23 protein-coding genes and 1 tRNA gene are annotated in these 26284 nt (G+C 67.1%); 17 read left to right on the plus strand and 7 right to left on the minus strand.

Features of this window, described 5'->3' with window-relative positions; genetic code table 11:
• Nucleotides 1–49 precede the first annotated feature (49 nt).
• From E6C48_RS12180 to E6C48_RS12205, 6 genes are all read left to right on the plus strand, one after another.
• The gene (locus E6C48_RS12180; RefSeq protein ID WP_230978735.1) at nucleotides 50–1006 is read left to right on the plus strand and encodes an ABC transporter permease; all 957 of its coding nucleotides are present in this window, start codon (nucleotides 50–52) and stop codon (nucleotides 1004–1006) included.
• A gap of 6 nt (nucleotides 1007–1012) precedes the next feature.
• The gene (locus E6C48_RS12185) at nucleotides 1013–2518 is read left to right on the plus strand and encodes a sugar ABC transporter ATP-binding protein (RefSeq protein ID WP_136357533.1); all 1506 of its coding nucleotides are present in this window, start codon (nucleotides 1013–1015) and stop codon (nucleotides 2516–2518) included.
• A gap of 11 nt (nucleotides 2519–2529) precedes the next feature.
• A complete protein-coding gene (locus tag E6C48_RS12190; RefSeq protein WP_136357534.1) occupies nucleotides 2530–3471 on the plus strand; it encodes an ABC transporter permease in 942 nt (313 codons plus the stop codon).
• A 17-nt stretch (nucleotides 3472–3488) separates the two neighbouring features.
• Nucleotides 3489–4517, plus strand: coding sequence for a zinc-dependent alcohol dehydrogenase (locus tag E6C48_RS12195; RefSeq protein WP_136357536.1), 1029 nt, complete (start codon nucleotides 3489–3491; stop codon nucleotides 4515–4517).
• A gap of 73 nt (nucleotides 4518–4590) precedes the next feature.
• A complete protein-coding gene (locus tag E6C48_RS12200; RefSeq protein ID WP_136357538.1) occupies nucleotides 4591–6090 on the plus strand; it encodes an aldehyde dehydrogenase family protein in 1500 nt (499 codons plus the stop codon).
• A complete protein-coding gene (locus E6C48_RS12205) occupies nucleotides 6087–7688 on the plus strand; it encodes a GMC family oxidoreductase (protein WP_230978736.1) in 1602 nt (533 codons plus the stop codon). The genes E6C48_RS12200 and E6C48_RS12205 overlap by 4 nt, the downstream gene beginning before the upstream one ends.
• A gap of 67 nt (nucleotides 7689–7755) precedes the next feature.
• Here the strand turns inward: E6C48_RS12205 and E6C48_RS12210 are convergent, their stop codons facing one another.
• Complete coding sequence (locus E6C48_RS12210) at nucleotides 7756–8574, minus strand: aldo/keto reductase (RefSeq protein ID WP_136357540.1); 819 nt, start codon at nucleotides 8572–8574, stop codon at nucleotides 7756–7758.
• Nucleotides 8575–8730: 156 nt separating this feature from the next.
• Between E6C48_RS12210 and E6C48_RS12215 the strand changes: the two genes are divergently transcribed.
• The 3 genes from E6C48_RS12215 (at nucleotide 8731) to E6C48_RS12225 (ending at nucleotide 11460) form a co-directional block, all read left to right on the plus strand.
• Complete coding sequence (locus tag E6C48_RS12215) at nucleotides 8731–10314, plus strand: acyl CoA:acetate/3-ketoacid CoA transferase (RefSeq protein ID WP_136357542.1); 1584 nt, start codon at nucleotides 8731–8733, stop codon at nucleotides 10312–10314.
• A complete protein-coding gene (locus E6C48_RS12220; RefSeq protein WP_136357544.1) occupies nucleotides 10314–11084 on the plus strand; it encodes an enoyl-CoA hydratase/isomerase family protein in 771 nt (256 codons plus the stop codon). Before E6C48_RS12215 ends, E6C48_RS12220 begins: the two co-directional genes overlap by 1 nt.
• Nucleotides 11085–11148: 64 nt before the next feature.
• The gene (locus E6C48_RS12225) at nucleotides 11149–11460 is read left to right on the plus strand and encodes a Dabb family protein (RefSeq protein WP_136357546.1); all 312 of its coding nucleotides are present in this window, start codon (nucleotides 11149–11151) and stop codon (nucleotides 11458–11460) included.
• A 27-nt stretch (nucleotides 11461–11487) separates the two neighbouring features.
• Here the strand turns inward: E6C48_RS12225 and E6C48_RS12230 are convergent, their stop codons facing one another.
• A complete protein-coding gene (locus E6C48_RS12230) occupies nucleotides 11488–11964 on the minus strand; it encodes a MaoC family dehydratase (protein ID WP_136357548.1) in 477 nt (158 codons plus the stop codon).
• A complete protein-coding gene (locus tag E6C48_RS12235; RefSeq protein WP_136357549.1) occupies nucleotides 11961–12977 on the minus strand; it encodes an aldo/keto reductase in 1017 nt (338 codons plus the stop codon). The genes E6C48_RS12230 and E6C48_RS12235 overlap by 4 nt, the downstream gene beginning before the upstream one ends.
• A 155-nt stretch (nucleotides 12978–13132) precedes the next feature.
• Here E6C48_RS12235 and E6C48_RS12240 point away from each other — a divergent pair, with 155 nt between their 5' ends.
• The 4 genes from E6C48_RS12240 (at nucleotide 13133) to E6C48_RS12255 (ending at nucleotide 17149) form a co-directional block, all read left to right on the plus strand.
• Nucleotides 13133–14278: an acyl-CoA dehydrogenase family protein gene (locus E6C48_RS12240; protein WP_136357551.1), complete on the plus strand. Its 1146-nt coding sequence runs from the start codon at nucleotides 13133–13135 to the stop codon at nucleotides 14276–14278.
• Nucleotides 14275–15057 carry a 3-ketoacyl-ACP reductase gene (locus tag E6C48_RS12245; protein ID WP_136357553.1) on the plus strand — a complete coding sequence of 261 codons (783 nt, stop codon included), beginning with the start codon at nucleotides 14275–14277 and terminating at the stop codon, nucleotides 15055–15057. The genes E6C48_RS12240 and E6C48_RS12245 overlap by 4 nt, the downstream gene beginning before the upstream one ends.
• 75 nt (nucleotides 15058–15132) lie before the next feature.
• The gene (locus E6C48_RS12250; RefSeq protein ID WP_136357555.1) at nucleotides 15133–16281 is read left to right on the plus strand and encodes a dihydrodipicolinate synthase family protein; all 1149 of its coding nucleotides are present in this window, start codon (nucleotides 15133–15135) and stop codon (nucleotides 16279–16281) included.
• A gap of 7 nt (nucleotides 16282–16288) precedes the next feature.
• Entirely contained in the window at nucleotides 16289–17149 is an 861-nt protein-coding gene (locus E6C48_RS12255) for a sugar phosphate isomerase/epimerase family protein (RefSeq protein WP_136357557.1), read from the plus strand.
• Nucleotides 17150–17262: 113 nt separating this feature from the next.
• On the opposite strand, the gene E6C48_RS12260 is transcribed toward E6C48_RS12255, so the two are convergent.
• Nucleotides 17263–17337 (minus strand) — tRNA-Gly (locus E6C48_RS12260).
• A 242-nt stretch (nucleotides 17338–17579) separates the two neighbouring features.
• Here E6C48_RS12260 and E6C48_RS12265 point away from each other — a divergent pair.
• The 4 genes from E6C48_RS12265 (at nucleotide 17580) to E6C48_RS12280 (ending at nucleotide 20160) form a co-directional block, all read left to right on the plus strand.
• A complete protein-coding gene (locus tag E6C48_RS12265) occupies nucleotides 17580–18077 on the plus strand; it encodes a prolyl-tRNA synthetase associated domain-containing protein (protein WP_136357559.1) in 498 nt (165 codons plus the stop codon).
• Between the two features lie 70 nt (nucleotides 18078–18147).
• Entirely contained in the window at nucleotides 18148–19113 is a 966-nt protein-coding gene (gene trxA, locus E6C48_RS12270) for a thioredoxin (RefSeq protein ID WP_136357561.1), read from the plus strand.
• A 95-nt stretch (nucleotides 19114–19208) separates the two neighbouring features.
• Nucleotides 19209–19877: an LON peptidase substrate-binding domain-containing protein gene (locus tag E6C48_RS12275; protein ID WP_136357563.1), complete on the plus strand. Its 669-nt coding sequence runs from the start codon at nucleotides 19209–19211 to the stop codon at nucleotides 19875–19877.
• A gap of 76 nt (nucleotides 19878–19953) precedes the next feature.
• Nucleotides 19954–20160, plus strand: a complete 207-nt coding sequence (locus tag E6C48_RS12280) for a Trm112 family protein (RefSeq protein WP_136357565.1) — start codon at nucleotides 19954–19956, stop codon at nucleotides 20158–20160.
• 73 nt (nucleotides 20161–20233) lie between these two features.
• Here E6C48_RS12280 and E6C48_RS12285 read toward each other — a convergent pair whose 3' ends face one another.
• Genes E6C48_RS12285 through E6C48_RS22815 form a run of 3 tightly spaced genes read right to left on the minus strand, consistent with a single transcriptional unit; the run spans nucleotide 20234 to nucleotide 26122 of the window.
• Complete coding sequence (locus tag E6C48_RS12285) at nucleotides 20234–23683, minus strand: error-prone DNA polymerase (protein WP_136357567.1); 3450 nt, start codon at nucleotides 23681–23683, stop codon at nucleotides 20234–20236.
• Complete coding sequence (locus E6C48_RS12290) at nucleotides 23680–25290, minus strand: Y-family DNA polymerase (protein ID WP_230978748.1); 1611 nt, start codon at nucleotides 25288–25290, stop codon at nucleotides 23680–23682. The genes E6C48_RS12285 and E6C48_RS12290 overlap by 4 nt, the downstream gene beginning before the upstream one ends.
• The gene (locus E6C48_RS22815; protein ID WP_230978737.1) at nucleotides 25178–26122 is read right to left on the minus strand and encodes an ImuA family protein; all 945 of its coding nucleotides are present in this window, start codon (nucleotides 26120–26122) and stop codon (nucleotides 25178–25180) included. Before E6C48_RS22815 ends, E6C48_RS12290 begins: the two co-directional genes overlap by 113 nt.
• Nucleotides 26123–26284: the final 162 nt, after the last annotated feature.

The following is a 26284-nucleotide window of genomic DNA, read 5'->3' on the forward strand; positions in this document are numbered from 1 at the left end:
ACGACGCTGCCGTCGCCCGCCTTTGCCGCGATAACCGGATATGGCCAACATGTTGACGCAGGACAATCTGCAGAAATGGGCGCCGCTCTTGGTGCTCGTCGTGCTCGTCGTGTTCTTCACGGCGGTCAATCCCAACTTCCTGTCGATCCGCAACTTCGCCCGCATCGCCATCGCCTCGACGCCGGCGCTGATGATCGCGGTCGGCGTTACCTTCGTCATCCTGATGGGATCGATCGACCTTTCCATGGAGGGCTCGGTCGCGGTGTGCGCGGTGTTGTTCGCCACCTTCTTCGCGGCGCTTGGCGGTTCGCTCGCCGGGCCAGGCCTGCTCGCCGTTCCGGCCACCCTGCTGGTGGGCGCGGTGTTCGGCGCCATCAACGGCCTCGTCCACGTCAAGCTGCGCATACCCTCCTTCATGGCCAGCCTGTCGATGGGTTTCGTCGGCATCGGCCTGTCGCTGCTGATCACCGGCGGCGATCGCATCCTGGTCGAGGACCCGCTGTTCCGTTCGCTGCTGACGGTCCGGCTGGGTGGGTTCCCGCTGATGACCTACGTGGCGATCGTCGCGCTGCTCGCCGGCTGGTTCATCCAGAACCACACGACGATCGGCCGTAATTTCTACGCTGTCGGCGGCGGCGAGGACCTGGCGCATGCCTCCGGCCTCAACGTCAACAAGGTGCGCGTCATCTGCTTCCTCATCGCCGGGGTATTCTATGCGCTCGGCGCCATGCTGGCGGTGGCGCAGATCGGCATCGCGGAGACGGTCACTGGCCGCAACCTGATGTTCGTCTCGATCACCTCGGTCGTCGTCGGCGGCACGGCGCTGTGGGGCGGCTCGGGTGGCGTGTGGAACACGCTGATCGGCGTCTTGATCGTCAACGTCATCGGCAACGGCATGGTGGTGATCGGCCTGCCGAGCTACGTCCAGGACGGCGTGCTGGGATTGCTCGTCATCACCGCGGTCTACCTGTCGACCGACCGCCGGTCGCTATCCTTCGTGAAGTAGGGCGCCATGTTCGAGCTCCGCAAAGTCGAAAAGCGATTCCCCGGCGTCCATGCGCTGAAGGGCATCGACTTCAAGATCGGCCGCGGCGAGATCGTCGGCCTGGTGGGCGAGAACGGCGCCGGCAAGTCGACGCTGATGAAGGTGATCTACGGCGCCTACCAGCACGACGGCGGCGAGGTGCTGGTCGACGGCAAGCCGGTCCGTTTCCACAGCCCGCGCGAGGCGATGGACCGGGGCGTCGGCATGGTGTTCCAGGAACAGTCGCTGATCCCCAACCTGACGGTGATGGAGAACGTCTTCCTCGGCTACGAGAAGCAGTTCGTCCGCTTCGGCAAGATCGACTGGAAACGCATGGCCGAGGCGACGCGCCACCAGCTCGAGAAGGTGAAGCTCGCCATCGACCCGGCCACCGTCACCTCGAAACTGTCCTTCGCGCAGCGCCAGCTCGTCGAACTCGCCAAGGTGCTGACGCTGGAAGAGCGGGTGGATGGCAACCTCGTCATCCTGCTCGACGAGCCGACGTCGGTGCTGGCCAAGGAGGAGATCGAGCTGCTGTTCACCCTGATGCGGGACCTGCGCAAGCGGGCGTCCTTCATCTTCGTCTCGCACCGGCTCGACGAGGTGATCGAACTGTCCGACCGCATCTACGTCATGAAGGACGGGGCGGTGGTCGACGCGGTCGAAAGCGGCAAGGCCGAGGTGGAAGCCATCCAGCGCAAGATGGTGGGCCGCGACATCAACCGGGAATATTACCGCGAGGAAAAGCAGCGGCCCTACGACGAAGGCAAGGTGCTGCTCGAACTCGACGCCATCAGCCTGCCCGGCCGCTACAAGGATATATCGCTCAAACTGCATGCCGGCGAAGTGCTGTGCCTGGTCGGCGTCGAAGGCGCCGGGCGCGAGGCGATCCTGCGCACGGTCTTCGGCCTGCTTGCGCCGCAGACCGGAAAAATGTCGATCCACGGCAGTCCGGCCGGCGCCGTCAGCGCCTCGCAGCGCGTGGCGCACGGCATCGGCTACGTGCCGCGCGAGCGCAAGATCGAAGGCATCGTCAGCGGCATGAGCGTCTTCGAGAACATGACGCTCTCGCAGATGGACAAATACACCAGGGCCGGCGTGCTCGACATCGCTGCCGAACGCAAGCTGGCGCGCGACTGGATCAAGCGGCTGTCGATCAAGGCGTCTTCGGAGAATGCCGATTGCGGCAACCTGTCGGGAGGAAACCAGCAGAAGGTCGTGCTCGCAAAATGGCGCAGCGGCGGCTCCGACATCATCCTGCTCGACCATCCGACGCGCGGCCTCGACATCGGCGCCAAGGAGGATGTGTACGACATGGTCCGCGAAATGTCGGCTGCGGGCGTCGGCGTCGTGCTGGTCGCCGACACGCTGGAGGAGGCCATCGGCCTCAGTCACACCATTGCCGTTGTCAAGGATGGCGAGATCAAGAAATGGTACAATTGTCCGCCCGGCGCGAAGCCGTCCCTCTACGACCTGATCCACTACATGATCTGAGGCGCACCGGCATGACGCTCGACCGGCTCAAGCAGCATTTCCCGTGGGTCACGCTCGTGGTCCTGATCCTGATCGTCGGCGCCATGGACCCCAATTTCCTGCGGCCGCAGAACCTCGTCGAGCTGGCCGGCGACATCGCGCCCCTGTTCATCATGGCGCTCGGCATGACGCTGGCGATCTATATTGGCGGCATCGACCTGTCGGCCCAGTCGGTGGCCAACATGACGACCGTGCTGGCGACGATCACGCTGCCGCTCTTCGGCGTCTTCTCGGCGCTCGTGGTGATCGCGGTGGGCTTCCTGTTCGGCGCGGTGTCCGGACTGGTGACGACGCGGCTCAAGGTGCCGTCCTTCATCGCGACGCTCGCTGTCGGCGGCATCGCGCTTTCGGTCGGCCAGTTCGCGTCGGGGCAGCGGGCGCTCTACATGGATGCCGGACAGCGCGACCGTGCGTTCGGCTGGATGCTCGGCAGCACGGCCGGCATCCCGCACGAACTGGTGCTGTCGCTGGTCCTGCTCGCCTTCGCCTGGTTCATCCAGAACAGGATGAAGGCGGGCCGCATCCTGAAGGCGGTCGGCGCCGGCGAGCTGGCTGCGGTCGCGTCCGGCCTTCGCGTCGATCGCTACAAGATCCTGGCCTTCGCGCTGTCGGGCATGTTCGCGGCGATTGCCGGCCTGCTGTTCTCGGTCAAGCTGTCCGGCGGTTCGCCGACGTTGGCGGAAGGTTTCCTGCTGCCGGCGATCGTCGCGGTGCTGGTCGGCGGCACGCCGCTCACCGGCGGCGTCGGCGGCGTGCTCAACACGCTGATCGGGGCGATGATCGTCGCCGTCGTGCGGGCGAGCATGCTCTATCTCGATATTCCGGCGACCAGCCAGCAGATCTTCTTCGGCATCGTGCTGATCGTCGCGATCGCGCTGACCATCGACCGCTCGAAGATGCGGATCGTCAAGTAGCGCGGCGGGAGGACGGCATGGAGACCATGCAGGCGGCGGTGCTCGTTGCGCCGAAGCGCTTCGAAGTGAGGGAGGTCGCCGTGCCGGCGCTCGGGCCGGACGATGTCCTGATCAAGGTGGACCGCTGCGGCATCTGCGGCACCGACATCCATATGTTCAACGGCCACTATGCCGCCGACATGCTGCCGCTGGTCCCCGGTCATGAATTCACCGGCACCGTCCACCGCGTTGGCGAGCGGGTCGCCAACCTGCAGCCGGGACAGCGCGTCGTCGCCGATATCAACATCGGCTGCGGCCATTGCTTTTTCTGCCGCCGCCACGAGGTGCTGAACTGCGCGGAGGTGCGCCAGGTCGGCATCCATCGCGACGGCGGTTTCGCCGAATATGTCGCCGTGCCCGGACGGCTGGTCATTCCCGCGCCCGACGACGTCGCGCCGCAGATGCTGGCGCTGACCGAGCCGGTCGCCTGCGTCGTCAGGGCAGCGCGCAAAGCCGACGTGCGCTTCGGCCAGTCCGTCGTCGTGCTCGGTGCCGGCCCTGTCGGCAACCTGCATATCCAGATGATGCGCTTGATCGGCGCCGCGCCCATCATCGCGGTCGAGTTGACGCCGGAGCGCGCCGCGCTGGCCGGCCGGGCCGGCGCGGACCGCGTCGTCAGCGACCCGGCGGCCACCAAAGCGACGGTGCGCGCGATGACCGGCGGGCGCGGTGCCGACATCGTCATCGAGAGCGTCGGCAATGCGGCGCTCTACGCCAGGGCCTTCGAGCTGATCCGCCCCGGCGGCCATGTCGCGGCGTTCGGCATCACCGGGCCGCAGGACAGCGTGCCGCTCAAGCTGCTCGACACGGTTCTGAGGGAGAATTCGGTGAAGGGGTCGGTCGCCGGCATGGGCGAGGACATGCACGACGCGCTGACCCTTCTGGCGCACAAGCGCTTCGATACGGAGCCGTTCACGGGTTCGACCTATCCGCTGGATTCCATCCAGGAGGCCTTCGAGACGTTGAAGGATCGCCCCGGCGCGCTGAAGACGCAGATCGCGATATAGCCGCGACGCGCTTGCAATCAGGATGAGCGGGTCTTTACCCATTGTGTAACCGCAGGATGTGCGGAGGACGAAGATGGATCAACGGGCAGCAACACTGGCATTGCCGGAAACGCCGAGAAGCTTCGGCTTCTTCGTCGACGGCCAGACGATCGAGGCGGGACCGCGCGGTCATTTCGAGCGGCGGAGCCCCGGCCACGACGTGCCGGTCACGCGGATGCCGAAATGCACGAAGGCCGATCTCGACATGGCCGTGGCTGCGGCAAGGCGTGCCTTCGAGGACGGCCGCTGGTCGCGCATCCCGGCCGTCGAGCGCGCCGACGTGCTGCTGCGCGCGGCGCAGATCCTGCGGCGCCGCACCGAAGAGATCGCCTACTGGGAGACGCTGGAGAACGGCAAGCCGATCAGCCAGGCGCGCGCCGAGGTCGGCGGCTGTGCCGGCATGTTCGAATATGCGGCGGGCGCTGCGCGCGCCCTGCACGGCGATGCCTTCAACAATCTGGGCGAAGGCATGTTCGGCGTGGTTACGCGCGAACCGATCGGCGTCGTCGGCCTGATCACGCCGTGGAACTTCCCGTTCCTGATCCTGTGCGAGCGCGTGCCCTATATCCTGGCGGCGGGCTGCACGATCGTCGCCAAGCCATCCGAGGTCACTTCGGCGACGACGCTGCTCCTGGCCGAGGTGCTGGCGGAGGCCGGGCTTCCGGCCGGCTGCTACAATGTCGTCACCGGTTCCGGCAGCACCGTCGGGCAAGCAATGACCGAGCATGCCGACATCGACATGGTGTCGTTCACCGGCTCGACCGCCGTGGGGCGCCGCTGCGTGGCCGCCGCCGCCGGCAACTTCAAGAAGCTCGGGCTCGAGCTCGGCGGCAAGAACCCGCAGATCGTCTTTGCCGACGCCGACCTGGAAGACGCGGCGGATGGCGTCGCCTTCGGCATCGGCTTCAACACCGGCCAGTGCTGCGTCAGCGGCAGCCGGCTGATCGTCGAGCGCTCGGTGGCGCGCGATTTCGAAGCGATGGTCGCCGCCAAGCTCGCCAAGGCGAAGGTCGGCGATCCGCTGGACCCTGAAACGCAGATCGGCGCCATCACCACGACGGCGCAGAACGACACCATCCTCGGCTATATCGCCAACGGCAAGCAGGAAGGCGCGCGGCTGGTATGCGGCGGCGACAGGCTCGATTTCGGCCGCGGCCAGTACATCGCGCCGACCCTGTTCGGCGACGTTACCGGCACGATGGCGATCGCCCGCGAGGAGATCTTCGGACCTGTGCTCGCCGTCATGCCGTTCGACACGATGGAAGAGGCGATCGCCATCGCCAACGATACCGTCTACGGTCTGGCCGCGAGCGTATGGACGAAAAACATCGACAAGGCGCTCACCGTTTCGCGGCGGGTACGGGCGGGACGCTTCTGGGTCAACACCACGCTGGCCGGCGGCCCCGAACTGCCGATCGGCGGGTTCAAGCAATCGGGCTGGGGCCGCGAAGCCGGTATCTACGGCGTGGAGGAGTACACGCAGGTCAAGTCCGTCCATATCGAGATCGGCAGGCGCCAGCCCTGGGTAGGATGATGCGGGAAAGCGGCTACGACTATGTGATTATCGGCGGCGGGTCGGCGGGCTGCGTGCTCGCCGCGCGGCTGACGGAAAACCCGGCCGTGCGCGTGCTCCTTCTGGAGGCGGGCGGCCGCGACCGGCATCCCTATATCCACATGCCGGTCGGCTTTTCGAAGATGACCTCCGGGCCTTTCACCTGGGGGCTGAAGACGGCACCGCAGCGGCATGCCCACAATCGCGAGATCCCCTATGCACAGGCGCGGGTGATCGGCGGCGGCTCGTCGATCAACGCCGAGGTCTATACGCGCGGCCACCCGTCCGACTACGACCGCTGGGCCAACGAGGAAGGTGCCGCCGGCTGGTCGTTCAGGGAGGTACAGCCTTACTTCCTGCGCTCGGAAGGCAACACTATCCTGTCGGGGGAATGGCACGGCACGGACGGACCGCTCGGCGTCTCCAACCTGCCCGATCCGCAGCGCACGTCGCGCGCCTTCGTGCAGGCGTGCCAGGAATACGGCATGCCCTACAATCCGGATTTCAATGGCCGCACGCAGCAAGGGGCCGGCATCTACCAGACGACGATCAGGAACAACCGTCGCTGCTCGGCGGCCGTCGGCTACCTGCGGCCAGCGCGCGGCCGGGCCAACCTGACGGTCGAGACGGGCTGCCTCGTCCGGCGCATCGTTTTCGAGGGTGTGCGGGCCGTCGGCGTCGAATATGCGAAGGACGGCCGCGCCGTCCTGGCGCGGGTCGACAGCGAAGTGCTGGTCACGGCTGGCGCCATCGGCTCGCCGAAGATCATGATGCTATCGGGCATCGGCCCGGCGGCGCATCTGCGCCAGCACGGCATCGACGTGGTGCATGACCTGCCCGGCGTCGGCGAGAACCTCAACGACCATTTCGGCGTCGACATCGTCGCCGAGCTGAAGGGGCCGACCAGCCTCGACAAATACAACAAGCTGCACTGGATGCTGTGGGCCGGCATCCAGTACGTGCTTTTCAATTCCGGACCGGTGACCTCCAACGTCGTCGAGGGCGGCGCCTTCTGGCACTCGCGGCCGGACGGGGAAGTTCCCGACCTGCAATTCCATTTCCTGGCGGGCGCGGGCGCGGAGGAGGGTGTTCCGACGGTTCCGTCGGGCTCCGGCATCACGCTCAATTCCTATACGCTGCGGCCGAAAAGCCGGGGCACGGTCCGGCTGCGTTCGGCCGACGCCGAGGCGCTGCCGGTCATCGACCCGAATTTTCTCGCCGAGCCGGACGACGTCAAGATATCCGCCGAAGGCGTGCGCATCAGCCGCGAGATCTTCCGCCAGCCATCGCTGCAGAAATACATCAAGCGCCTGCACGTACCGGGCGAAGAGGTGAGGTCGCAGGCCGATTTCGCCGACTACGCGCGCCGCTACGGGCGCACGTCCTATCACCCGACCGGCACCTGCAAGATGGGCGTTGACGCCATGGCGGTGGTCGATCCGCAGTTGCGGGTGCGCGGGCTGGACAACATCCGCATCTGCGATTCCTCGACGATGCCCAGCCTGATCGGCTCCAACACCAATGCGGCGACGATCATGATCGGCGAAAAGGCGTCCGACCTCATCCGCGGCAACAAATAGGCCGTAGCGTTGCGGTCCGGCGGCGATCCTCGGCGGATCGCCGCCTGCATTTCAGCTTCGCCCGCCTTCAATCCCACTCAGGCGCATAGGGCACCAGGTCGCGGCCGACAATGCGATAGTTGGTATGGGTCAGCGCCTCGATCCGCGCCATGTCGATGCTCGACAGGGTGAAATCCATGATGTCGAAATTGGCGCGGATGTTGTCCGGCTTGGTCGACATGGTGTTCAGCGACACCCCCTTCTGCAGTATCCAGCGCAGCACGATCTGGGCCGCCGACTTGCCGTAGAGCGCGCCGATCTCGGCGAAGAGCGGGACCTCGAACACCTTGCCGCGCGCCACCGAGCAGTAGGACGACAGCGGGATGCCGGTCTCAGTAGCGGCCGCCAGAAGGACATCCTGGTTGAGCAGGGGATGGAATTCGACCTGATTAGTCACCAGCGGGACGTCGACGATGGCCTTCGCGTCGCGCATCATCCGGGCCGTGTGGTTGGAAATGCCGATATGGCGGGCCAGCCCCTTTTCCTGGGCCTTCTGGAGCTGGCGCAGCGGCGGCGCGATGTTGCCGTCCACCGCCGGCCAGTGCAGCAGAAGGACGTCGGCATAATCCGTCCGCAACGCCTTCAGGCTGCGCTCAACCGAGGCGAGGAACAGATGGTTGGCGAAGTTTTCGACGCCGACCTTGGTGGTGATGCAAAGCTCGGCGCGCGGCACGCCGCCCCCGGCCAGCGCCTCGCCGACCTCGCTCTCGTTTTCGTACATCTGCGCGGTGTCGAAGGCGCGGTAGCCGGTCGCCAGCGCCGCCGCGATGGCCTGCCTGCAAGTCTCGCCGCGCAGCGGATATGTGCCGAAAGCGCGCTGGTATGTCTGCTGGAAATAGATGCTCATTCGGCCGTTCCCCACTCTCCGTTCGAATCCGCTATTGCACCAGATGGTTACTTATAATATGAGCATGGTCAGGCTGCAAGACGGTTCCTTGTCCGGTCCGAAACAGGTGCCGGCGACATGGAAATGCAGCCGTGAAGAATCACAGCGAGGATGCCGATGTCCAAGATCACGAACGCGGAAAACGCGGTCAAACGCATCGCCGACGGCGCTGTCGTCGCGGTGAATTCGTCGAGCGGCCTGTGCTGTCCGGATCATGTCCTGCAGGCGCTCGGCGAGCGCTATCGCGCCGAGCGGCATCCCGGCCGGCTGACGATGGTGCATCCGATCGCCGCCGGCGACATGTTCGGCACCAAGGGCATCGACCATCTCGCACAGGACGGCATGATCGACACCATCATCGCCGGCTCCTACCCTTCCGGCCCCTCGTCGGCGGAGCCGCCGCTGATCTGGCAGATGCTGGGCGAGAACAAGGTGGCGGCCTACAATGTGCCGAGCGGCATCCTGTTCGACGTCCTGCGCGAAGCCGCCGGCAAGCGGCCGGGCGTCATCACCAAGATCGGCCTCGACACCTTCGTCGATCCGGACCTCGACGGCTGCGCCATGAACGAGCGGGCGCGGGAAAAGGCGATCGTGCGCAAGATCGATTTCGAGGGCGAGGAATGGCTCTATTTTCCGACGATCGCGCCGGACGTCGCCATCATCCGCGCCTCGACGGCGGACGAACGCGGCAACCTCACCTTCGAGCACGAAGGCGCCTATCTCGGCGCGATGGAACTCGCGCTCGCTGCGCACAACTGCGGCGGACTGGTCATCGCCCAGGTCAAGCGGGTGGCGCAGGCCGGCAGCCTGAGGCCGCATGACGTGCGGGTGCCGGGCATCCTGGTCGACATGATCGTCGAGGCGCCCGACCAGTTGCAGACCACCGCCACGGACTATGACCCGGCGATTTCCGGCGAGCTGTTCCGGCCGCTCGACACCTTCCGCACGCCCGCCTTCGATCCCGCCAAGGTCATCGCGCGCCGCGTCGCGGCCGAGCTCAAGCCCGGCTGGGCGGTCAATATCGGCTTCGGCATCTCGGCCAACGTGCCGCGCATCTTCCTCGAGGAAGGCCGGCACGGCGAGGTGACCTGGGTGATCGAGCAGGGCGCGGTCGGCGGCATCCCGCTGCTCGACTTCAAGTTCGGCTGCTCCTCCAATGCCGAGGCCTTCGTGCCGTCGCCGCACCAGTTCACCTATTTCCAGGCGGCGGGTTTCGACGCCTCGCTGCTGTCCTTCCTGCAGATCGGCGCGGACGGGTCGGTCAATGTCTCGAAACTCGCGGTCAGGCCGCATGTCACCGCCGGCGCCGGCGGTTTCGTAGACATCACCGCGCGGGCGAAGAAGATCGTCTTTTCCGGCTATTTCAACGCCGGCGCGAAGCTCTCCATCGCCGACGGCAAACTGTCGATCGACAAGGAGGGCAAGGTCGCCAAGCTGGTGCCCGAGGTCGACCAGGTGTCGTTTTCCGGCAAGCGCGCCACGGCGCAGGGCCAGGATATCACCTATGTCACGGAACGCTGCGTGCTGCGGCTGATCGACGGCAAGGTGACGGTCACCGAGATCGCCCCCGGTATCGACCTCCAGCGCGACGTGCTCGACCGCGCGGCGTTCCCGCTGACCGTTGCGCCGTCGCTCAAGCCGATGCAAGCTGACCTCTTTCTGCCCGGCGGGAGCTCCGCCGGCAAGGAGGCGGCCGAATAATGTCCGACAGCGGCGTGCATCTGGAAGTCGAGGGCGGCGTGGCGCTGATCGTGCTTCGGCGCGAAGGCAAGCTGAACGCCCTCGACGCCGGCATGGTCCGCGAGCTGGCGCTGGCTTGCGCCACGATCGAGCACGATGCCGCCGTGCGCGTCGCGATCCTCACCGGCTCCGGCGCCAAGGCGTTCTCGGCCGGCGGCGACATCGAGGCGTGGAGCGGCGAGACGCCGGAAGATTTCGGCCGCTTCTGGGTGCGCGAGGGCCATGCCGCCTTCGATGCGCTGGCGCGGCTGCGGCAACCGCTCATCGCCGTGCTGAACGGCCATACGCTGGGCGGCGGGCTGGAGCTTGCGGCCTGCGCCGACTTCCGCATCGCCGAGGCACATGTGAAGATCGGCCTGCCCGAAACGGGCCTCGGCGTCATTCCCGGCTGGTCCGGCACGCAGCGCGCCGTGCGCCGCTTCGGCGCCCGGCTGGTGCGGCGCATGGCGATCTTCGGCGAGGTGTTCGGCGCCGACGAGGCGCTTCGTCTCGGGCTGGTCGATGCGGTGACCGAAAGCGGCAAGGGGCTCGAGCACGCCCGGCAGGTCGCCGCCCGGGTCTGCGCGCGCGGGCCGCTCGCCACCGAACTTACCAAGATGCTGGTCAACGCGGCCGAGGGCGAGGAAACCGACCGGGTCCTCGATGCCCTGGCCGGTATCGCCGTGGCGGGATCGGACGACCTCAAGGAAGGGCTTGCGGCGTTCCGCGCCAAGCGGTTGCCACGCTTCTGACACCGCCGCATCCGGCGAACCGCTTCTCTCCGTTGCCGTCCCGTCACTCCAAAGGAATCAAGACATGATCCGGCATTTCGTGCTCCTGCGCTTTCTCGACAGTGTCGATGTCGAAACCAAGGCGTCGATCTACAGCGACCTTCGCGGCCTGCGCGATCGCCTGCCCGGCATCGTCGGCTTCCATGCCGGCCCCAATGTCAGTGTCGAGACGGAGCTGATCCGTGGCAACGCCGATGCCTTTTGGGTCGACTTCGCTGACAGCGCCGCGCGCGATGCCTATCTCGTCGATGCCAGGCACCGCGAGATCGGCGCGCGCATCGTCGCCAATACGGTAGGCGGGGCCGATGGGGTCACCGTGGTCGATATCGAATTCTGACGGACCGCGATTAGCCGGCAAAACGATCTACCGGCGATAGACCATCAACCGGTTTTCGCCCGATTGCACGATCTCGCCCTTCTGGTTGGCGACGGCGAACCGCAGGGTAAGAATGCCGCGGTCCACCTTGCTTGTGACGCGCTTGCCGGCCACGGAGATGCGCGCCCTGATGGTATCACCGGCCAGCACCGGCCTTTCGAAGCGGAAATCCCAGCCGAGCGACGCGATGGCCCGGAACCGCGCCTCGGCCTGGTTCTTCAACCCGTCCACCAGCGACAGAACAAGCAGGCCGTGGGCGACACGGCCGGTGAAGCCATGGCGCCGCGCGGCGGCCTCGTCGATGTGAATCTCGAAGCGGTCGCCGGTCAGCGCGGCGAAGGCGTCGATCATTTCGACGCTCACCGTGCGGCCGGGCGTCTCGAACCAGTCGCCGGTTTCGACGTCTTCGTAAGACAGGCCGCCGGCTGCGGACAGTTGCCGGCCGATGGCGTCCTGCCCGGTCATGCCGGCACCGGGGCGTCCTCGCGCAGCAGCTTCCTGTGCTTCAGGTCGGCCCAGAAGTCGGCCGGGATCGGGTGGCTGAACCATTTCAGGTTCTGCTCCAGCTGCTCGACCGTGCGCGTACCGGCGCAGAAGGCCGGAATGGCGGGGTGCGCGACGACGAACTGGAGGGCGGCTGCGGGCAGCGGCACGCCGTGCTCGCGGCACACGGCTTCGATCTTCGCCACCTTGTCCATGACGGCGGCCGGGGCGGGGGCATAATTGTACTTGGCGCCCGGAATGGCGCCGGTGGCGAGGATACCGGAGTTGAAGCCGCCGCCGACCAGCACGGCCGCGCCGCGCTCCTCGCACAGCGGCAGGAAGCCGTCCAGCGCCTCCTGCTCCAGGAGCGTGTAGCGGCCGGCGAGCAGGAAACAGTCGAAGTCGCGCTGCTTCAGTGCCTCGTGGCAGACCTCCCATTCGTTGACGCCGACGCCGATGGCCTTGACGACGCCTTCCGAGCGCAGCCGCTCCAGCGCCCGCCAGCAGCCGTCCATCGCCTGCCGGAACACTTTCGGCTGCTCGTCGCCGCGCGTGAAGCGGTCGATGTCGTGGATGAACAGCATGTCGATGCGCTCCAGCGCCAGCCGCTGCAGCGAATCCTCGAAGGAACGCATGGTGCCGTCGTAGCTGTAGTCGAAGGCCATGGTGTTGGGCGCCGCGTTGTTCCACGGCGCGAAGTCGATCTCGGAACGCCTGCCGGCCTTCAGCACGCGGCCGACCTTGGAAGCGAGGACGAAGTCGTCCCGCTTCTTCCAGCGCAGTGAATGGCCCAGCCGCAGTTCCGACAGGCCGTGGCCGTACATCGGCGCCGTGTCGTAGAAGCGCACGCCGGCGTCCCAGGCGTGCTGTACCATCGCGTCGGCGGTGGGCTCGTCGATTTCGCGCAGGAAATTGCCGATCGGCGCGGTGCCGAAAGCGAAGGCGGTGACCTCGATGTTGCTGCGTCCGAACTTGCGCTTCTGCGACCGGTCCATGCTGTCCTCCCTTGTAACCATCCGGTTATTTATTACACGGACCAAGGTCTTTCGGCAAGCCGTGCCGCCGCCCGGCGTCGCCGCCGCGGAGACGCTTGACCGTGTGTGCGGTACTGCGCTATAGCAGTAACTAGATAGTTACAAACGAGGATGCCATGTACGCCAACGAGACGCAGCTTCAGGTGCGCGACATGGCGCGCCAGTTCGCCGAGGAGGTGATCCGGCCGGCGGCCGAGGGCCTCGACCGCGACGAGCGCTTTCCCGCCGAGCTCTATCAGCAGATGGGCGAGCTCGGCCTGTTCGGCATCGGCGTGCCGGAAGCGATGGGCGGCCCCGGCTTCGACACGCTTACCTACGCGCTGGTCATGGAAGAGCTGTCGCGCGGCTATGCCTCGGTGGCGGACCAGTGCGGGCTGGTCGAACTCATCAGCACGCTCCTCGTCCGCCATGGCACCGAGGCGCAGCGCGACGCCTGGCTTGCGCCCTTGATGCGGGCGACGAAGCGCGCTGCCTATTGCATCACCGAGCCGGAAGCCGGCACCGACGTTTCCGGCATCCGCACCACCGCCGAGCCGGACGGCGAGGGCTGGCGCCTCAACGGCGGCAAGATCTGGATCCACAACGCGCCGGTCGCCGATGTCGGCTTCGTGCTGGCGCGCACGGACAAGGCCGCAGGGCATCGCGGCATGAGCATCTTCATCGTTGACCTGCACGCCAGGGGTGTCGAGCGCGGCCCCAAGGAGCACAAGATGGGCCAGCGCGCCAGCCAGGTCGGCGCGTTGACCTTCACCGACGTCAAGCTGGAGCCGGAGGCGTTGCTGGGCGAAGCCGGCAAGGGCTTCCACATGATGATGAGCGTGCTCGACAAGGGCCGCGTCGGCATCGCATCGCTCGCCGTCGGCATCGGCCAGGCGGGGCTGGAGGCTGCCGTCGACTATTCCAGGCAGCGCAGGCAGTTCGGCAAGGCGATCTCGGACTTCCAGGGCGTGCAGTGGCTTTTGGCCGACATGGCCAAGGACATCGAGGCCGCCCGCCTGCTGGTGCACAGCGCCGCCGTCAAGATCGATCGCGGCGAGGAGGCGACGAAGGCCTGTTCGATGGCGAAGTGCTTCGCCGGCGATATGGCGGTCACCCGCACCGCCGATGCCGTGCAGGTGTTCGGCGGTTCCGGCTATATCCGCGGCTTCGAGGTGGAACGGCTTTACCGCGACGCCAAGATCACGCAGATTTACGAGGGCACCAACCAGATCCAGCGCATGATCATCGCGCGCGAACTCTTGAAGCACGGGGCGCAGGCATGAGCGGAACGGCGCGGCAGGCGGTCTTCGTCACCGGATCGAGCCGCGGCATCGGGCTGGCGGCGGCGCTGGAACTGGGCAGGCTCGGCTTCGCCGTCGCGCTCAACGGCCCGGCCGACGATGCCGAACTGAAGGACGCCGAGGCAGCCGTCGCGGCTCTCGGCGTGCCGGTGGTGCGGGTCGCCGGCGACGTCGCCGACATCGCCGCGCACGATGCGATGCTCGACCGTTCAGAACGCGCGATCGGCCCGCTGTCGACGCTCATCAACAATGCCGGCGTGTCGGTGCTCGCCCGTGGCGATCCGCTCGACGTCAGCGAGGAAAGCTACGACCGCTGCCAGGCGGTGAACGCCAAGGCGCAATTCTTTCTTTGCCAGGCGTGGGCGCGCCGCGTGCTGCCGCGCCGGCGCGACGACGGCCGCTTCTACGCCGTCATCAACGTGTCGTCCTCGAACGCCGATGCGGTGGCTGAATCGCGGGCGGAATACTGCGTGTCGAAGGCCGGTTCGGCGATGGTGAGCAAGGTGTTCGCCGTGCGGCTGGGTCGCGAGAACATCGCCGTCTACGACATCCGGCCGGGCCTGATCGAGACGGCGATGACCAGATCGGTGTCGGCCACCTACCAGCGGCGGATCGACGAGGAAGGGTTGACGCTGATGCGCCGGCTCGGCCAGCCGCAGGATGTCGGCCGGGTCATGGCGACGCTGGCGTCCGGCAACCTGCCTTACACGACCGGCCAGGTGATCGCGGTCGACGCCGGCATGCTGGTGCCGAGGTTCTAGATCGCTTTGTTACAACGCAATTCCGGACGGAAAACCGCTTCACACTTTTCCTGGAATTGCTCAAAAGGACCAACCATGACGATCCGGCTTCCCGACGAGAAGGGCAATTTCTCCGACTACCGGCTGAGTGGCAGGATCATTCCGTCCGCGCGGCTACCCGCCGACGCCGCCCGCATCGTCTTTTCGGCCGCGCATGTGGTCGCCGATCCGTTCGCGGCCGGCGAACCGTCCGGGCAGGCCGCTATCGACTGGAAGGCGACGATGGCGTTCCGGCGCCATCTGGACGATCTCGGCCTGGGCATTGCCGAGGCGATGGACACGGCCCAGCGCGGCATGGGGCTCGACTGGCCTGGCGCGCTCGAACTCATCCGCCGCACCAGGGCCGAGCTGCCGGACGCGCTGGTGTTCAACGGTTGCGGCACCGACCAGCTGGCGCCTGCCGATGCCCGAAGCCTGGACGACGTGCGGCGCGCCTATTTCGAGCAGGTCGAGGCGATCCAGAAGCTCGGCGGCCGCCTCATCGTGATGGCGAGCCGGGCGCTCGCCGCCGTCGCCGCTTCGTCGGACGACTATGTGAAGGTCTATCGCGACGTGCTGGCGCGCTGCGACCGGCCGGTGGTGCTGCACTGGTTGGGCGAGATGTTCGACCCGGCGCTGGCCGGCTACTGGGGCGCCGATGCGTTCGAGCCGGCGATGGAGACGGCGCTGGCGGTGATCGCGGAGAATGCCGCCAAGGTGGACGGCATCAAGATTTCGCTGCTCGACAAGGACAAGGAAATCGCCATGCGCCGCCGCCTGCCGGCCGGCGTGAAGATGTATACGGGCGACGACTTCAACTATCCTGAACTGATCGCCGGCGACGAGCAGGGCCATTCACACGCCCTGCTCGGCATCTTCGATCCGCTGGCGCCAGCCGCCGCCTACGCGGTCGCCAAGCTGGGAGAAGGCGACGGCAAGGCTTTCCGCGATACGCTCGACCCGACCGTGCCGCTGGCGCGGCTGATCTTCCGGGCGCCGACGCAGCACTACAAGACCGGGGTGGTCTTCCTCGCCTGGCTGAACGGCTTCCAAGACCATTTCGTCATGCTCGGCGGCGCGCAGGCGTTGCGGCCGCTGCCCTATTTCGTCGAAGCGTTCAAGCTGGCCGACGGCTGCGGCCTGCTGCGCGACCCGGACCTGGCGATCCAGCGCATGCGCAAGCTTCTGGCGCTCTACGGCGCCTGAGGCGGCCATGCGCGATTTCCGCCACGACCACTCCGCGCTTGCCCTCAACACCGCGACGCTCGGCCACAATGTCGAAGGGCAGGGCGCCGGCTGGCCGGTCGAGCGGGTGATCGACGCCTGCGCCGAGCGCGGGTTCGGCGGCATCGTGTTCTGGCGGCGCGAGATCGGCAAGAACGCGGTGGCGATCGGCCGGCGCGCCCGCGCCGCCGGCCTCGCGGTCGCCGGGCTTTGCCGCACGCCGTTTCTCGTCGGCCCGCTGGCGCTGCGGCCGCTCGCGACGCTGATGGACGATTTCCATGCGTCGATCGACATGGCGGCGGCGCTTGAGGCGCCTGTGCTCACCATCGTCGTCGGCGGCGTCGAACCGGAGACGAAGGGCATGGCGGACAGCCTGAAGCGGGTCGGGGAACGGGTTGCCGCAGCCGCGCCCTATGCGGCGGAACGCGGGGTGCGCCTGGCGCTCGAACCGCTCCATCCGGTCTATGGCGGCGACCGCTCCTGCCTCGTCACCGTGCGCGACGCGCTCGACCTGTGCGACTGGATCGACAGCGCCAATGTCGGCATCGCCGTCGATGTCTATCACGTGTGGTGGGACACCATGCTGGCCGACCAACTGAGGCGCGCCGGCAGGCATCGCATTCTCGGCTATCACCTGTGCGACTGGCTGGCCGAGACGCGCGACGTCCTGCTCGACCGCGGCATGATGGGCGACGGCGTGGCCGACCTGAAGGCGATTCGCGCGGCCGTCGAGGGTGCCGGCTACGACGGCGTGTGCGAGGTCGAGATCTTTTCGGCCGGAAACTGGTGGAAGCGCGATCCCGGCGAGGTGCTGGATGTCTGCGTGGAGCGTTTCCGCAGCGTTTGTTGACGATCTGCTGCAAGGACGGCGGAAGGCAGAAGCCGCGCATCGACCGCCCGGCTGACAAACAGCAAAAAGGCCCGGATATCCGAGCCTCTAAGCTATTCAAAAGTAAAAACTTTTGGAGCGGGTGAAGCGATTCGAACGCTCGACCCCAACCTTGGCAAGGTTGTGCTCTACCCCTGAGCTACACCCGCTCGCGCGGCCCGAGGCCGCAAGCCGCGCTTATATGGCCGAAGCGCCGGACGATTGCAACAGGGAAATCGACTGTTTTTTCGCGTTGAGACATCGCCTGAGAACCCCGGCCTGTGACCGGCTCCCCGCAGGGTCTTGAGCGAAGCGGAAGATGGCCGAGCGCCCGCCTTCCGGCAGGAGCGGCCTTGTCTTTGGCGCCGGCTTGCCGCAAAAGCTGCGGCAAGCCGAACGCCGGAGCGCCGCGATGCCCAAGACCGAAGCCGAATTGTCCGCATTCCTGTCGGGACTCGGCATCGAAACCACGACCCGGCGGCATCCGCCGCTGTTCACCGTCGCCGATTCGCAGGCGCTGCGCGGCGAGATCGCCGGCGGCCACACCAAGAACCTTTTCCTCAAGGACAAGAAGGACAACGTCTTCCTCGTCACGGTGGAGGAGAACGCGACGGTCGACCTGAAGCAGATCCATACGCTGATCGGCGCTTCCGGGCGCGTGTCGTTCGGCAAGCCGGAGCTTTTGATGGAACTGCTCGGCGTCGTTCCCGGCGCGGTGACGGTTTTCGGGCTGATCAACGATACCGAGGGCCGTGTCCGCGTCGTGCTCGACGAGGCGCTGATGGAAAACGAGACGATCAACGCCCATCCCCTCACCAACGAGGCTACCACGTCGATTTCCCGGGCCGATCTGCTGCGCTTCGTCGAGGCGACCGGACATCGGCCTCTCATCTTGAAAGTCTCGGCATGATCGCCACATTGGATGCGCGGCAAAAGGACAGGACAGGCGCTGCCGGCAGGGCGGCGCGGAAGGGCGGCAGATGACAGAAAACAATCCGTTCGCGACAGGCAACCAGTATTCCATGGGTTCGCCGCAGGTCACCGTCGGCAACGGCGCGGCCGCGCCTGCGGCCGGCGATCTCGTCAAGGATACCTCGACGGCCGGCTTCGCCGCCGACGTCATCCAGGAATCGCGGCGCCAGCCGGTGCTGGTCGACTTCTGGGCGCCTTGGTGCGGGCCTTGCAAGCAGCTGACGCCGGTGCTCGAAAAGGCGGTGAAGGCCGCGGGCGGCGCGGTCAAGCTGGTCAAGATGAACATCGACGAGCATCCGTCGATCGCCGGCCAGCTCGGCATCCAGTCGATCCCGGCGGTCATCGCCTTCCGCGACGGCCAACCGGTCGACGGCTTCATGGGCGCCGTGCCGGAAAGCCAGGTGCAGGAGTTCATCCGCAAGCTCGGCGGTGCCGGCAACGGCGCCGCGCAGATCGCCGAGGCGCTGGCAGCCGCCACCGAAGCGCGCGGCGCCGGTGACGCGCAGACGGCCGCCGCCATCTACGAGGCCGTGCTGGAGCAGGCGCCGGAGACGATCGAGGCCATCGCCGGCTTGGCGGAACTGTCGCTGGAGGCGGGCGACACGGAAGGCGCCAAGGCAGCCCTTGCCGCCGTGCCGGAAGCCAAAAGGGACGCGCCGGCGCTGGCCGCCGTACGGGCGCGGATGGCGCTGGCCGAGCAGGCCGCCTCGCTGGGCAATCCCGCCGAGCTGGAGGAAAGGCTGGCGAACGACCCGAAGGACCATCAGGCCCGTTTCGACCTGTCCATGATCCAGAACACGCTCGGCGAACGCGACAAGGCGGCGGACAATCTTCTGGCCATCGTCAAGGCGGACCGCGGCTGGAAGGACGATGGCGCGCGGAACCAGCTTCTGCAGTTCTTCGAGGCATGGGGCATGACCGACGAGGCGACACTGGCCGCGCGGCGCAAGCTGTCGTCGCTGCTGTTTTCCTGAGGCCGGCCCTGCCGCCGGCTTCGGGCAATCGTTGAGGATCGACCGCAGGCGAGCGACCGGCCGCGCGGTTCGTCCCGACAAGGATTGGGAGCACAATGCAGGCCGGAAACGCGCATTACCGGACCAAAGCGGATGTGCCGACGCAGGTGGCGGTGTTTCCGCTCGCCGGCGTTCTGCTGTTGCCGGGCGCCCGGCTGCCGCTCAACATCTTCGAGCCGCGCTACCTGCAGATGATCGACGAGGCCATCGCCGGCACGCGGCTGATCGGCATCATCCAGCCGGCGCTGGACGGTTCGGCGCGCGCGGACGGCGAGCCGGAGCTGTGCGCGGTCGGTTGCCTCGGCCGCATCGCCTCCTTCACCGAAACCGGTGATGGCCGCTACCTGATTGCCCTGCAAGGGGTCTGCCGCTTCCGCGTGCTCGACGAGGTCGCCGTCCGGACGGCGTTCCGGCAATGCCGCATCGCGCCCTTTCTTGCCGACCTGCCGGAACAGGCCGATGCCGGGATCGACCGCCCGGCCCTGCTCAAGGCGTTCCGGGCCTATCTGAAGGCCAACGAGCTGGATGCTGACTGGGAAAGCGTCAGCCGCGCCGACGACGCCATGCTGGTCAATGCGCTGTCGATGATGGCGCCTTACGGGCCGGCTGAAAAGCAGGCGCTGCTGGAGGCGCCCGATCTCAAGGCGCGCGCCGAAACGCTGATCGCCATAACGGAGATGACGCTGGCGCGCGAAGCCGACGATTTCGGTTCGAGCCTGCAATGATGCAGTTGGGGAAGGCGTGACCGTTTTCCGTAAGCGGTGATGCCGAGGACGGATCGGCAAGGAGAGGAACGGGCGGATGACGGCGGGACGCGACAGCGGCAGGGACGTCGACATGCGGTTGCTGGAACTGCTGGCCTGCCCGCTGACCAAGGGGCCGCTGGTCTGGAACGCCGAACGCGGCGAACTGGTTTCGAAGGCGGCCCGGCTCGCTTATCCGGTTCGCGACGGGATCCCGATCATGCTGTCCTCGGAGGCGCGCGCGCTTTCCGACGACGAAAGCTGAAGGCCTCGGAGACGCTGCAAAAGCCGCGGCTCTGCCCGGCGCGGCTTTTTGGTTTCGATCGAGTGCGCGCCCTTCACTGGAAATTGCGGCCTTTCGGCATCACCTCGCGGGCGCGCCGGGCCAGTCCGTCACTGTCGTTTCGCCATGCGGCGGGCTCGTTCGTGGGATCTGTTTGGTTTGTGCCGGGGCTGGTTCTCGGGCGTGCATCCTGCCGAGGCGGGGCTTCTTGGGGCGCGGCTTCTTCGAGCAGCACGGTCAGCCAGGGCGTCAGGTCGTCGATGCGGTCGGCGACGATGTGGATGACGTCTTGCTCCGATTGCAGTTTTCCGCTGACGCGGATGAAGCGCGCGCCCATGACGACGGCCCTGTAGCGGTCGAATATGCGCGGCCAGATGATGACGTTGGCGATCGCCTTTTCGTCCTCCAGCGTGAGAAAGATGGCGTTGCCCTTGCCCGGTCGCTGCCGCACCAGGACAAGGCCGGCGACCGAGACGCGCCTGCCGTCCGGCACCGTGGACAGGCGCTCACTGGGGGTGACGCCGAGGCGGTCGAGCCGGGTGCGCAGGAAGCCGACGGGATGCGCCTTCAGCGACAGGCCGAGCGAACGGTAGTCGTGGATGACATGCTCTCCCGCCGGCATGGCGGGTAGCGTCGTCGCCGGTTCCCTGTCAGCGAGGCGGATCTCGCTGCGGTCGAACAGCGGCAGCTTGCCGGCGCCCTTCGCCAGCGCCCGCACCGCCCACACAGCGCCGCGGCGATCGAGGCCGAACGAGCGGAAGGCGTCGGCCTCGGCCAGCCTTTCGATCTCGTCGGCATCGAGACCGGAGCGCAGCCAGACGTCGCGGATCGACCTGTAGCCGGTGCCGCGCCGTTCGACGAAGGTTTTTGCCCTGGCCTCGGCAAGGCCCTTGATCTGCCGCAGGCCGAGCCGCACGGCATGGCGTGTGCGGATGACGGTTCGCATTTCGCCATGACGCGGCACGATGCGGCCGGGATCGAAGGCGGCCGGCTCCAGCGTGCAGTCCCAGTCCGAATGGTTGATGTCGACCGGCCGGATCTCGACGCCATGGTCGCGGGCGTCGCGGATCAGCTGCGCCGGCTGGTAGAAACCCATCGGCTGCGAATTGAGGATCGCCGCGCAGAAGACGTCGGGATAGAAGGCCTTGAACCAGCAGGAGGCGTAGACGAGGATGGCGAAGGAGGCGGCGTGGCTTTCGGGGAAACCGTATTCGCCGAAACCTTCTATTTGACGAAAACACCGTTTGGCGAATTCCTCCGGATAGCCGTTTTTTTTCATTCCTGTAATTAGCCGGTCGCGATATTTCCCAACCTCGCCTGTACGCCGGAATGTCGCCATCGCACGGCGCAGTTTATCTGCTTCCCACGCTTCAAAGCCACCTGCCACCATAGCGATTTTCATTGCCTGTTCTTGAAACAGAGGCACGCCGTAGGTTTTACTAAGAATCTGCTTAAGTTCCGGTTTGTAATATTCGACGTCTTCTTTCTCTGTACGTCTACGCAGGTAGGGGTGCACCATGTCACCCTGTATGGGGCCGGGCCGCACGATCGCCACCTCGATGACGAGGTCATAGAACTCCTTCGGTTTCAGGCGCGGCAGCATCGACATCTGCGCCCGCGACTCGATCTGGAAGACGCCAAGCGTGTCGGCGCGGCAGATCATGTCATAGACGCGGCCGTCCTCCTTGGGCATCGTGGCGATATCGACGATGGGACGGCCGTCGTCTTCGCGGACGGGTCGGTAATGGCTGGTGAGAAGATCGAAGGCGCGGCGGATGCACGACAGCATGCCGAGCGCCAGAACGTCGACCTTGAGCAGGCCGACCGCGTCGAGGTCGTCCTTGTCCCATTCGACCATCTTGCGCTCGTCCATCGCCGTCTTGACGATGGGCACGATCTCGTCGAGCCGATCCTTGGTGATGACGAAGCCGCCGACGTGCTGGGTGAGATGACGGGGAAAACCCATGATCTCGTTGGCTCGGTCGATGACGTGCCGTGAAAGGTCGTCTTTCGGGTCGAACCCGCCGGCTTTGGCCTCCCGCGCCCCCAGCGTCGAGGAATGCCAGCCCCAGATGGAGCCCGACAGGGCGCCGCGCACATCGTCGGACAGGCCCATCGCCTTGGCGACCTCGCGCAGTGCGGAACGGCCGCGATAGCTGGTTACGGCGGCGGCCAGCGCGGTGTGCTTCTCCTGATACTTTTCGTAGACATAGGCCATGACCTCGTCGCGGCGCTCATGCTCGAAATCGACGTCGATGTCGGGGGGCTCGTTGCGCTCCTCGGAGATGAAGCGCTCGAACAGTGTGTCGATCTGGTCGGGGCCGACCGGCGTGATGCCGATGCAGTAGCAGACGACAGAGTTGGCCGCCGAGCCGCGGCCCTGGCACAATATGCCCTTGCTGCGGGCGAAGCGGACGATGTCGTGGACGGTGAGGAAGTAACGCGCGTAGCTCATCTTCTCGATCAGCGCCAATTCCTCCTCGATGCGTTGCGAAACCTTTTGCGGGACCCCGGGGGGATAGCGCTCCGCCGCGCCTTCGCGGGCGAGCCGCGCCAGTTCCTGCTGGGGGGTTGCGCCGTCGCGGGTCGGTTCGTCGGGATAGTTGTGCTTGAGTTCGCCAAGCGAAAAGCCGAGTTCCGCCGAAAAGCGCTCAGTCTCGGCAATCGCCTCGGGGAATTTATGGAAGAGGCGCGCCATCTCGGCGCCGGACTTCAGGTGGCGCTCGGCGTTGGCGGCAAGCTCCAGTCCGGCCTCGGCGACGGGAACGTTGAGGCGGATCGCCGTCAGCACGTCCTGCAAGGGCCTGCGTTCGCGCGCGTGACAGAGCACGTCGTTGACCGCCATCAGCGGCATCCCCGCCGCCGCCGCCATTGCCGCCGCCCGCTCCAGCCGGAACCGGTCGCCGCCGCCATAGGCGGGAGCAACGGCCAGCCGCAGCGCCGCACCGAAGCGATGGCGAAGGCCGCGCAGCAAGGCCAGCGTCTCCTCCTCATTGCAGGCAAGATCGGGCAGGACGGCGAGGGAGAGGCGATCCCCCCATTCCAGCAGGTCGGCGCGCCTGAGAAGCGTGGCGCCTTTTTCGGTCTCGTCGCGAAGGTTGGCCTGGGTCAGCATGCGGCACAGGTGTCCCCAGCCGGCGCGGTCGCGCGGATAGGCGAGGATGTCGGGCGTGCCGTCGCAAAAGACGAGGCGGCAGCCGGGATGGTAGGGCAGAAGAAACGGTCCGAAGGGTTTCTTCGATTCGCCCTCGTTCTTGCCCTTATCTTCGTCCCCGGCCTCGATGCGGATGTGTTTCGACGCGCTCCAGGCGCGCACCACGCCGGCCACCGTGTTGCGGTCGGCCAGCCCCATGCCGGCATGGCCGAGCAGGCAGGCGGCCACCACCAGTTCCTCCGGCCGCGAGGCGCCGCGCAGGAAGGAGAAGTTCGACTGCACGCCGAACTCGATGTAGCGCGGCTCGGTCGGTATGGTGCGGGGCGGCGTGTCGGAGGATTCCGTCTTCATGCGAACAGCCCATGCAGGAACCAGCGCGGCGCTTGTCCGGACAGGCCGTAGAGGCCCTGGCGGTAGAGCCAGTAGCGCCGCCCTTCGGCATCCTCGACGGTGAAATAATCCCGGCTGCGCTGCGCCAGCCTTTTGGCGGCGGCGGCCTTGCGGCGGTCTTCGTAAGTCCGCTCCTCTTCGTTTTCCTGTCTTGCGACGACGGGCAGGCTCTCCCGCCACCATTCGGGTTCGATCCGCTCCGGCCCTTCGGCGTTGACGATGCGGTAGCGGGCGCGGCGCCAGCGGAAATTCAGCGGCGGGCCGTCCGGTACCTCGGCCATGACATCGACGGGCTCGGGTTGCCTGAGCAGGCGCAGCGGCCGCTCCGGCGTCGGCGTGGCCTCGGCCGGGCCGGCCGGCATGTCCGGCGCGAAGGGCAGGAAAGCGACGGCGCGCTCCGGCACATGGCTGGCCACGGCGACCGGCCGGCGCATAACGGCGCGGCCGAGGCGCGCGCCGACGCGGTCGACGAATTCGGACAGGGTCTCGCCGGTGTCGGCGGCCTGCTCGCCAAGGTCGGCCTGTCCCGGCGGCAGGGTGCCGGCGGTCAGGACCGAAAGCCTGACGAGATCGAATCCGAAGCCGGCGTCGAGATTTTGGCCGAGCGCGTCGAGCCGTTCGTGGAAAAGCCTGGCGATCCGGTCCGGCGCGCGTGTCGGGGAGGACAGGCCGAGCGGCAGGCGGGCGACCGCGCCATCGACCCGGAACAGCAGGAGTTGCAGGGCGAGCGCGCCGGCGTCGCGCCGCTCCAGGCTTGTCCGCAAGGATTGCGCCAGGACAAGGACGATGCGTTCGACATCCTCGATCGCCATGATCGGCTCCGCCAGCCGGCGCTCGGCCGAAAGCTCCGGCACCGCCTGTCGCGGCGACAGCGCTTCCTCGATATGGCCGAGCGCCTGGTCGAGCCGCAGGATGAGCGTCTTGCCGAAGCGCCGCGCCAGCGGCGCGCGGGGCGCGGCCTTGACGGCGCCCACCGTGCGCAGGCCGACGCCGGCGAGCGCGGCGCAGGTGTCCGGTTCCAGCCTGAGCGCCGCCGGCGGCAGCGGCGCCAGCCATTCGGCCTCCATGCCGCCGGGCACCGTGGCGCTGCCGTGGAAGCGGGCAACCGCCCATGCCGCTCCCGCGGTGGCGGCGATCGCGGCGCGGGCGTCAAAACCCTGCTCGCGGAAGCGCCGCAGCATGTCCTCAAGCAGCGCCTGTTCGCCACCGAACAGGTGACAACAGCCGGAAATATCGAGGAACAGGCCGTCGGCGCCGTCGAGCGCCACCAGCGGCGTGTAACGGTCACACCAGTCGGCCAGCGCCTCCAGCAGGCGGCGATCGGCTTCCGGGTCGGCCTCGACGACGTCGATGCCGGGGTGCATGGCGCGTGCGTCGGCCAGGCCCATGCTGCGCCTGAGGTTGAGCCCCTCGGCGCGGCGGTCGAGCGCGGCCAGGCGCTGCGCGTTCCTGTCGTTATGGCTGACGACCAGCGGCGGGAAAGCGGAGCATGCCGTACGCCATGCGTGGCCGAGCCGCTGCCGCCATATCCGCTCCGTGGCGAGATAGGGAAACCAGAGCGACAGGATCCTGCATTCCGTCTTCGAAGAGGGCCGGGCGGTGTTCGAAACTGAGGGCATCGGGGTTCCATTCCAGGACGAGGCGCGTCGGCGGCGCCAGCCGGTTCTTGGCGAGCGTGACAGTGAAGCCCGGCGGCCCGATCGAGCCGGCAAGGGGCCGGCCGAGAATGTGGCGGGGCGCTGCCGGCGCGGGTGCTACGACGAACCGCAGCGGCGCCGCCGTCGGTCCGGCTTGTGCCGAATGCCGCAGCAGGAAGAACGGCCGGCCGGCGAGGGCGGCGCGGCGGTGCAGGCGGCGCGTCGCATCGAGGTCGAGCCGTTGCGGGTTGCCGGGCAGCTCGAGGACGACCGCCGCCAGCGATTTCAGCGCGGCCGCCTCTTCGGCGATCCACAGCGCGTCCACCGGCTTTTGCGCCTCGGCGAAGAGCAGCGAACCCGCCGCGATGCCGAAAAGCCGGGCAATCCCGTGCAGATGCGGAAGGCCCGCTTCGGCGAACATGTCGCCGGTGCCGATCCACAGAAGCGGGCGGCTCGCGCCTGCCTGCTTCATGAGCAGGGCGGCCAGCGCCAGTACGAAGCCGGCGCCGGCGCCGGCATCGCGCATCTGCCGGCCGTGCACCTCGGTCAGCGCCGCTCTGGGCAGGCCGCCGCCGAGCGCTGCGTCCAGCGTCGGCACGCCGGTGGCCAGCCTGTCGGCCGCGCCGAGCACCCGGCCGCTGCCGCGCACCACCACCGCATCGTCGCCGGGAGGGGCGAGCCGTTCCGCCAATCTTCCTTCGATCCTCGCGATTTCCCGGCGCAGGGCAAAAACAGTGTCCCGCGCCACGGCAGGCGTTGCCATGGCGGTCAGTTCCGTTCGATATGTTCCTGTTATGTTCTTATGGATTCCAGAGAGCGGAACGAGAGTCAAGCGGAGTCCGAAAAGAATTTATTCCTCGCCGAAGGGAAGCATCCGGCCCGTCCTGCCGCGCTCATTTGCCGAGCGCGGTGCAAAAGCCTATAT

Source organism: Ollibium composti (assembly GCF_004801285.1).
In the GTDB taxonomy this organism is placed as follows: domain Bacteria; phylum Pseudomonadota; class Alphaproteobacteria; order Rhizobiales; family Rhizobiaceae; genus Mesorhizobium; species Mesorhizobium composti.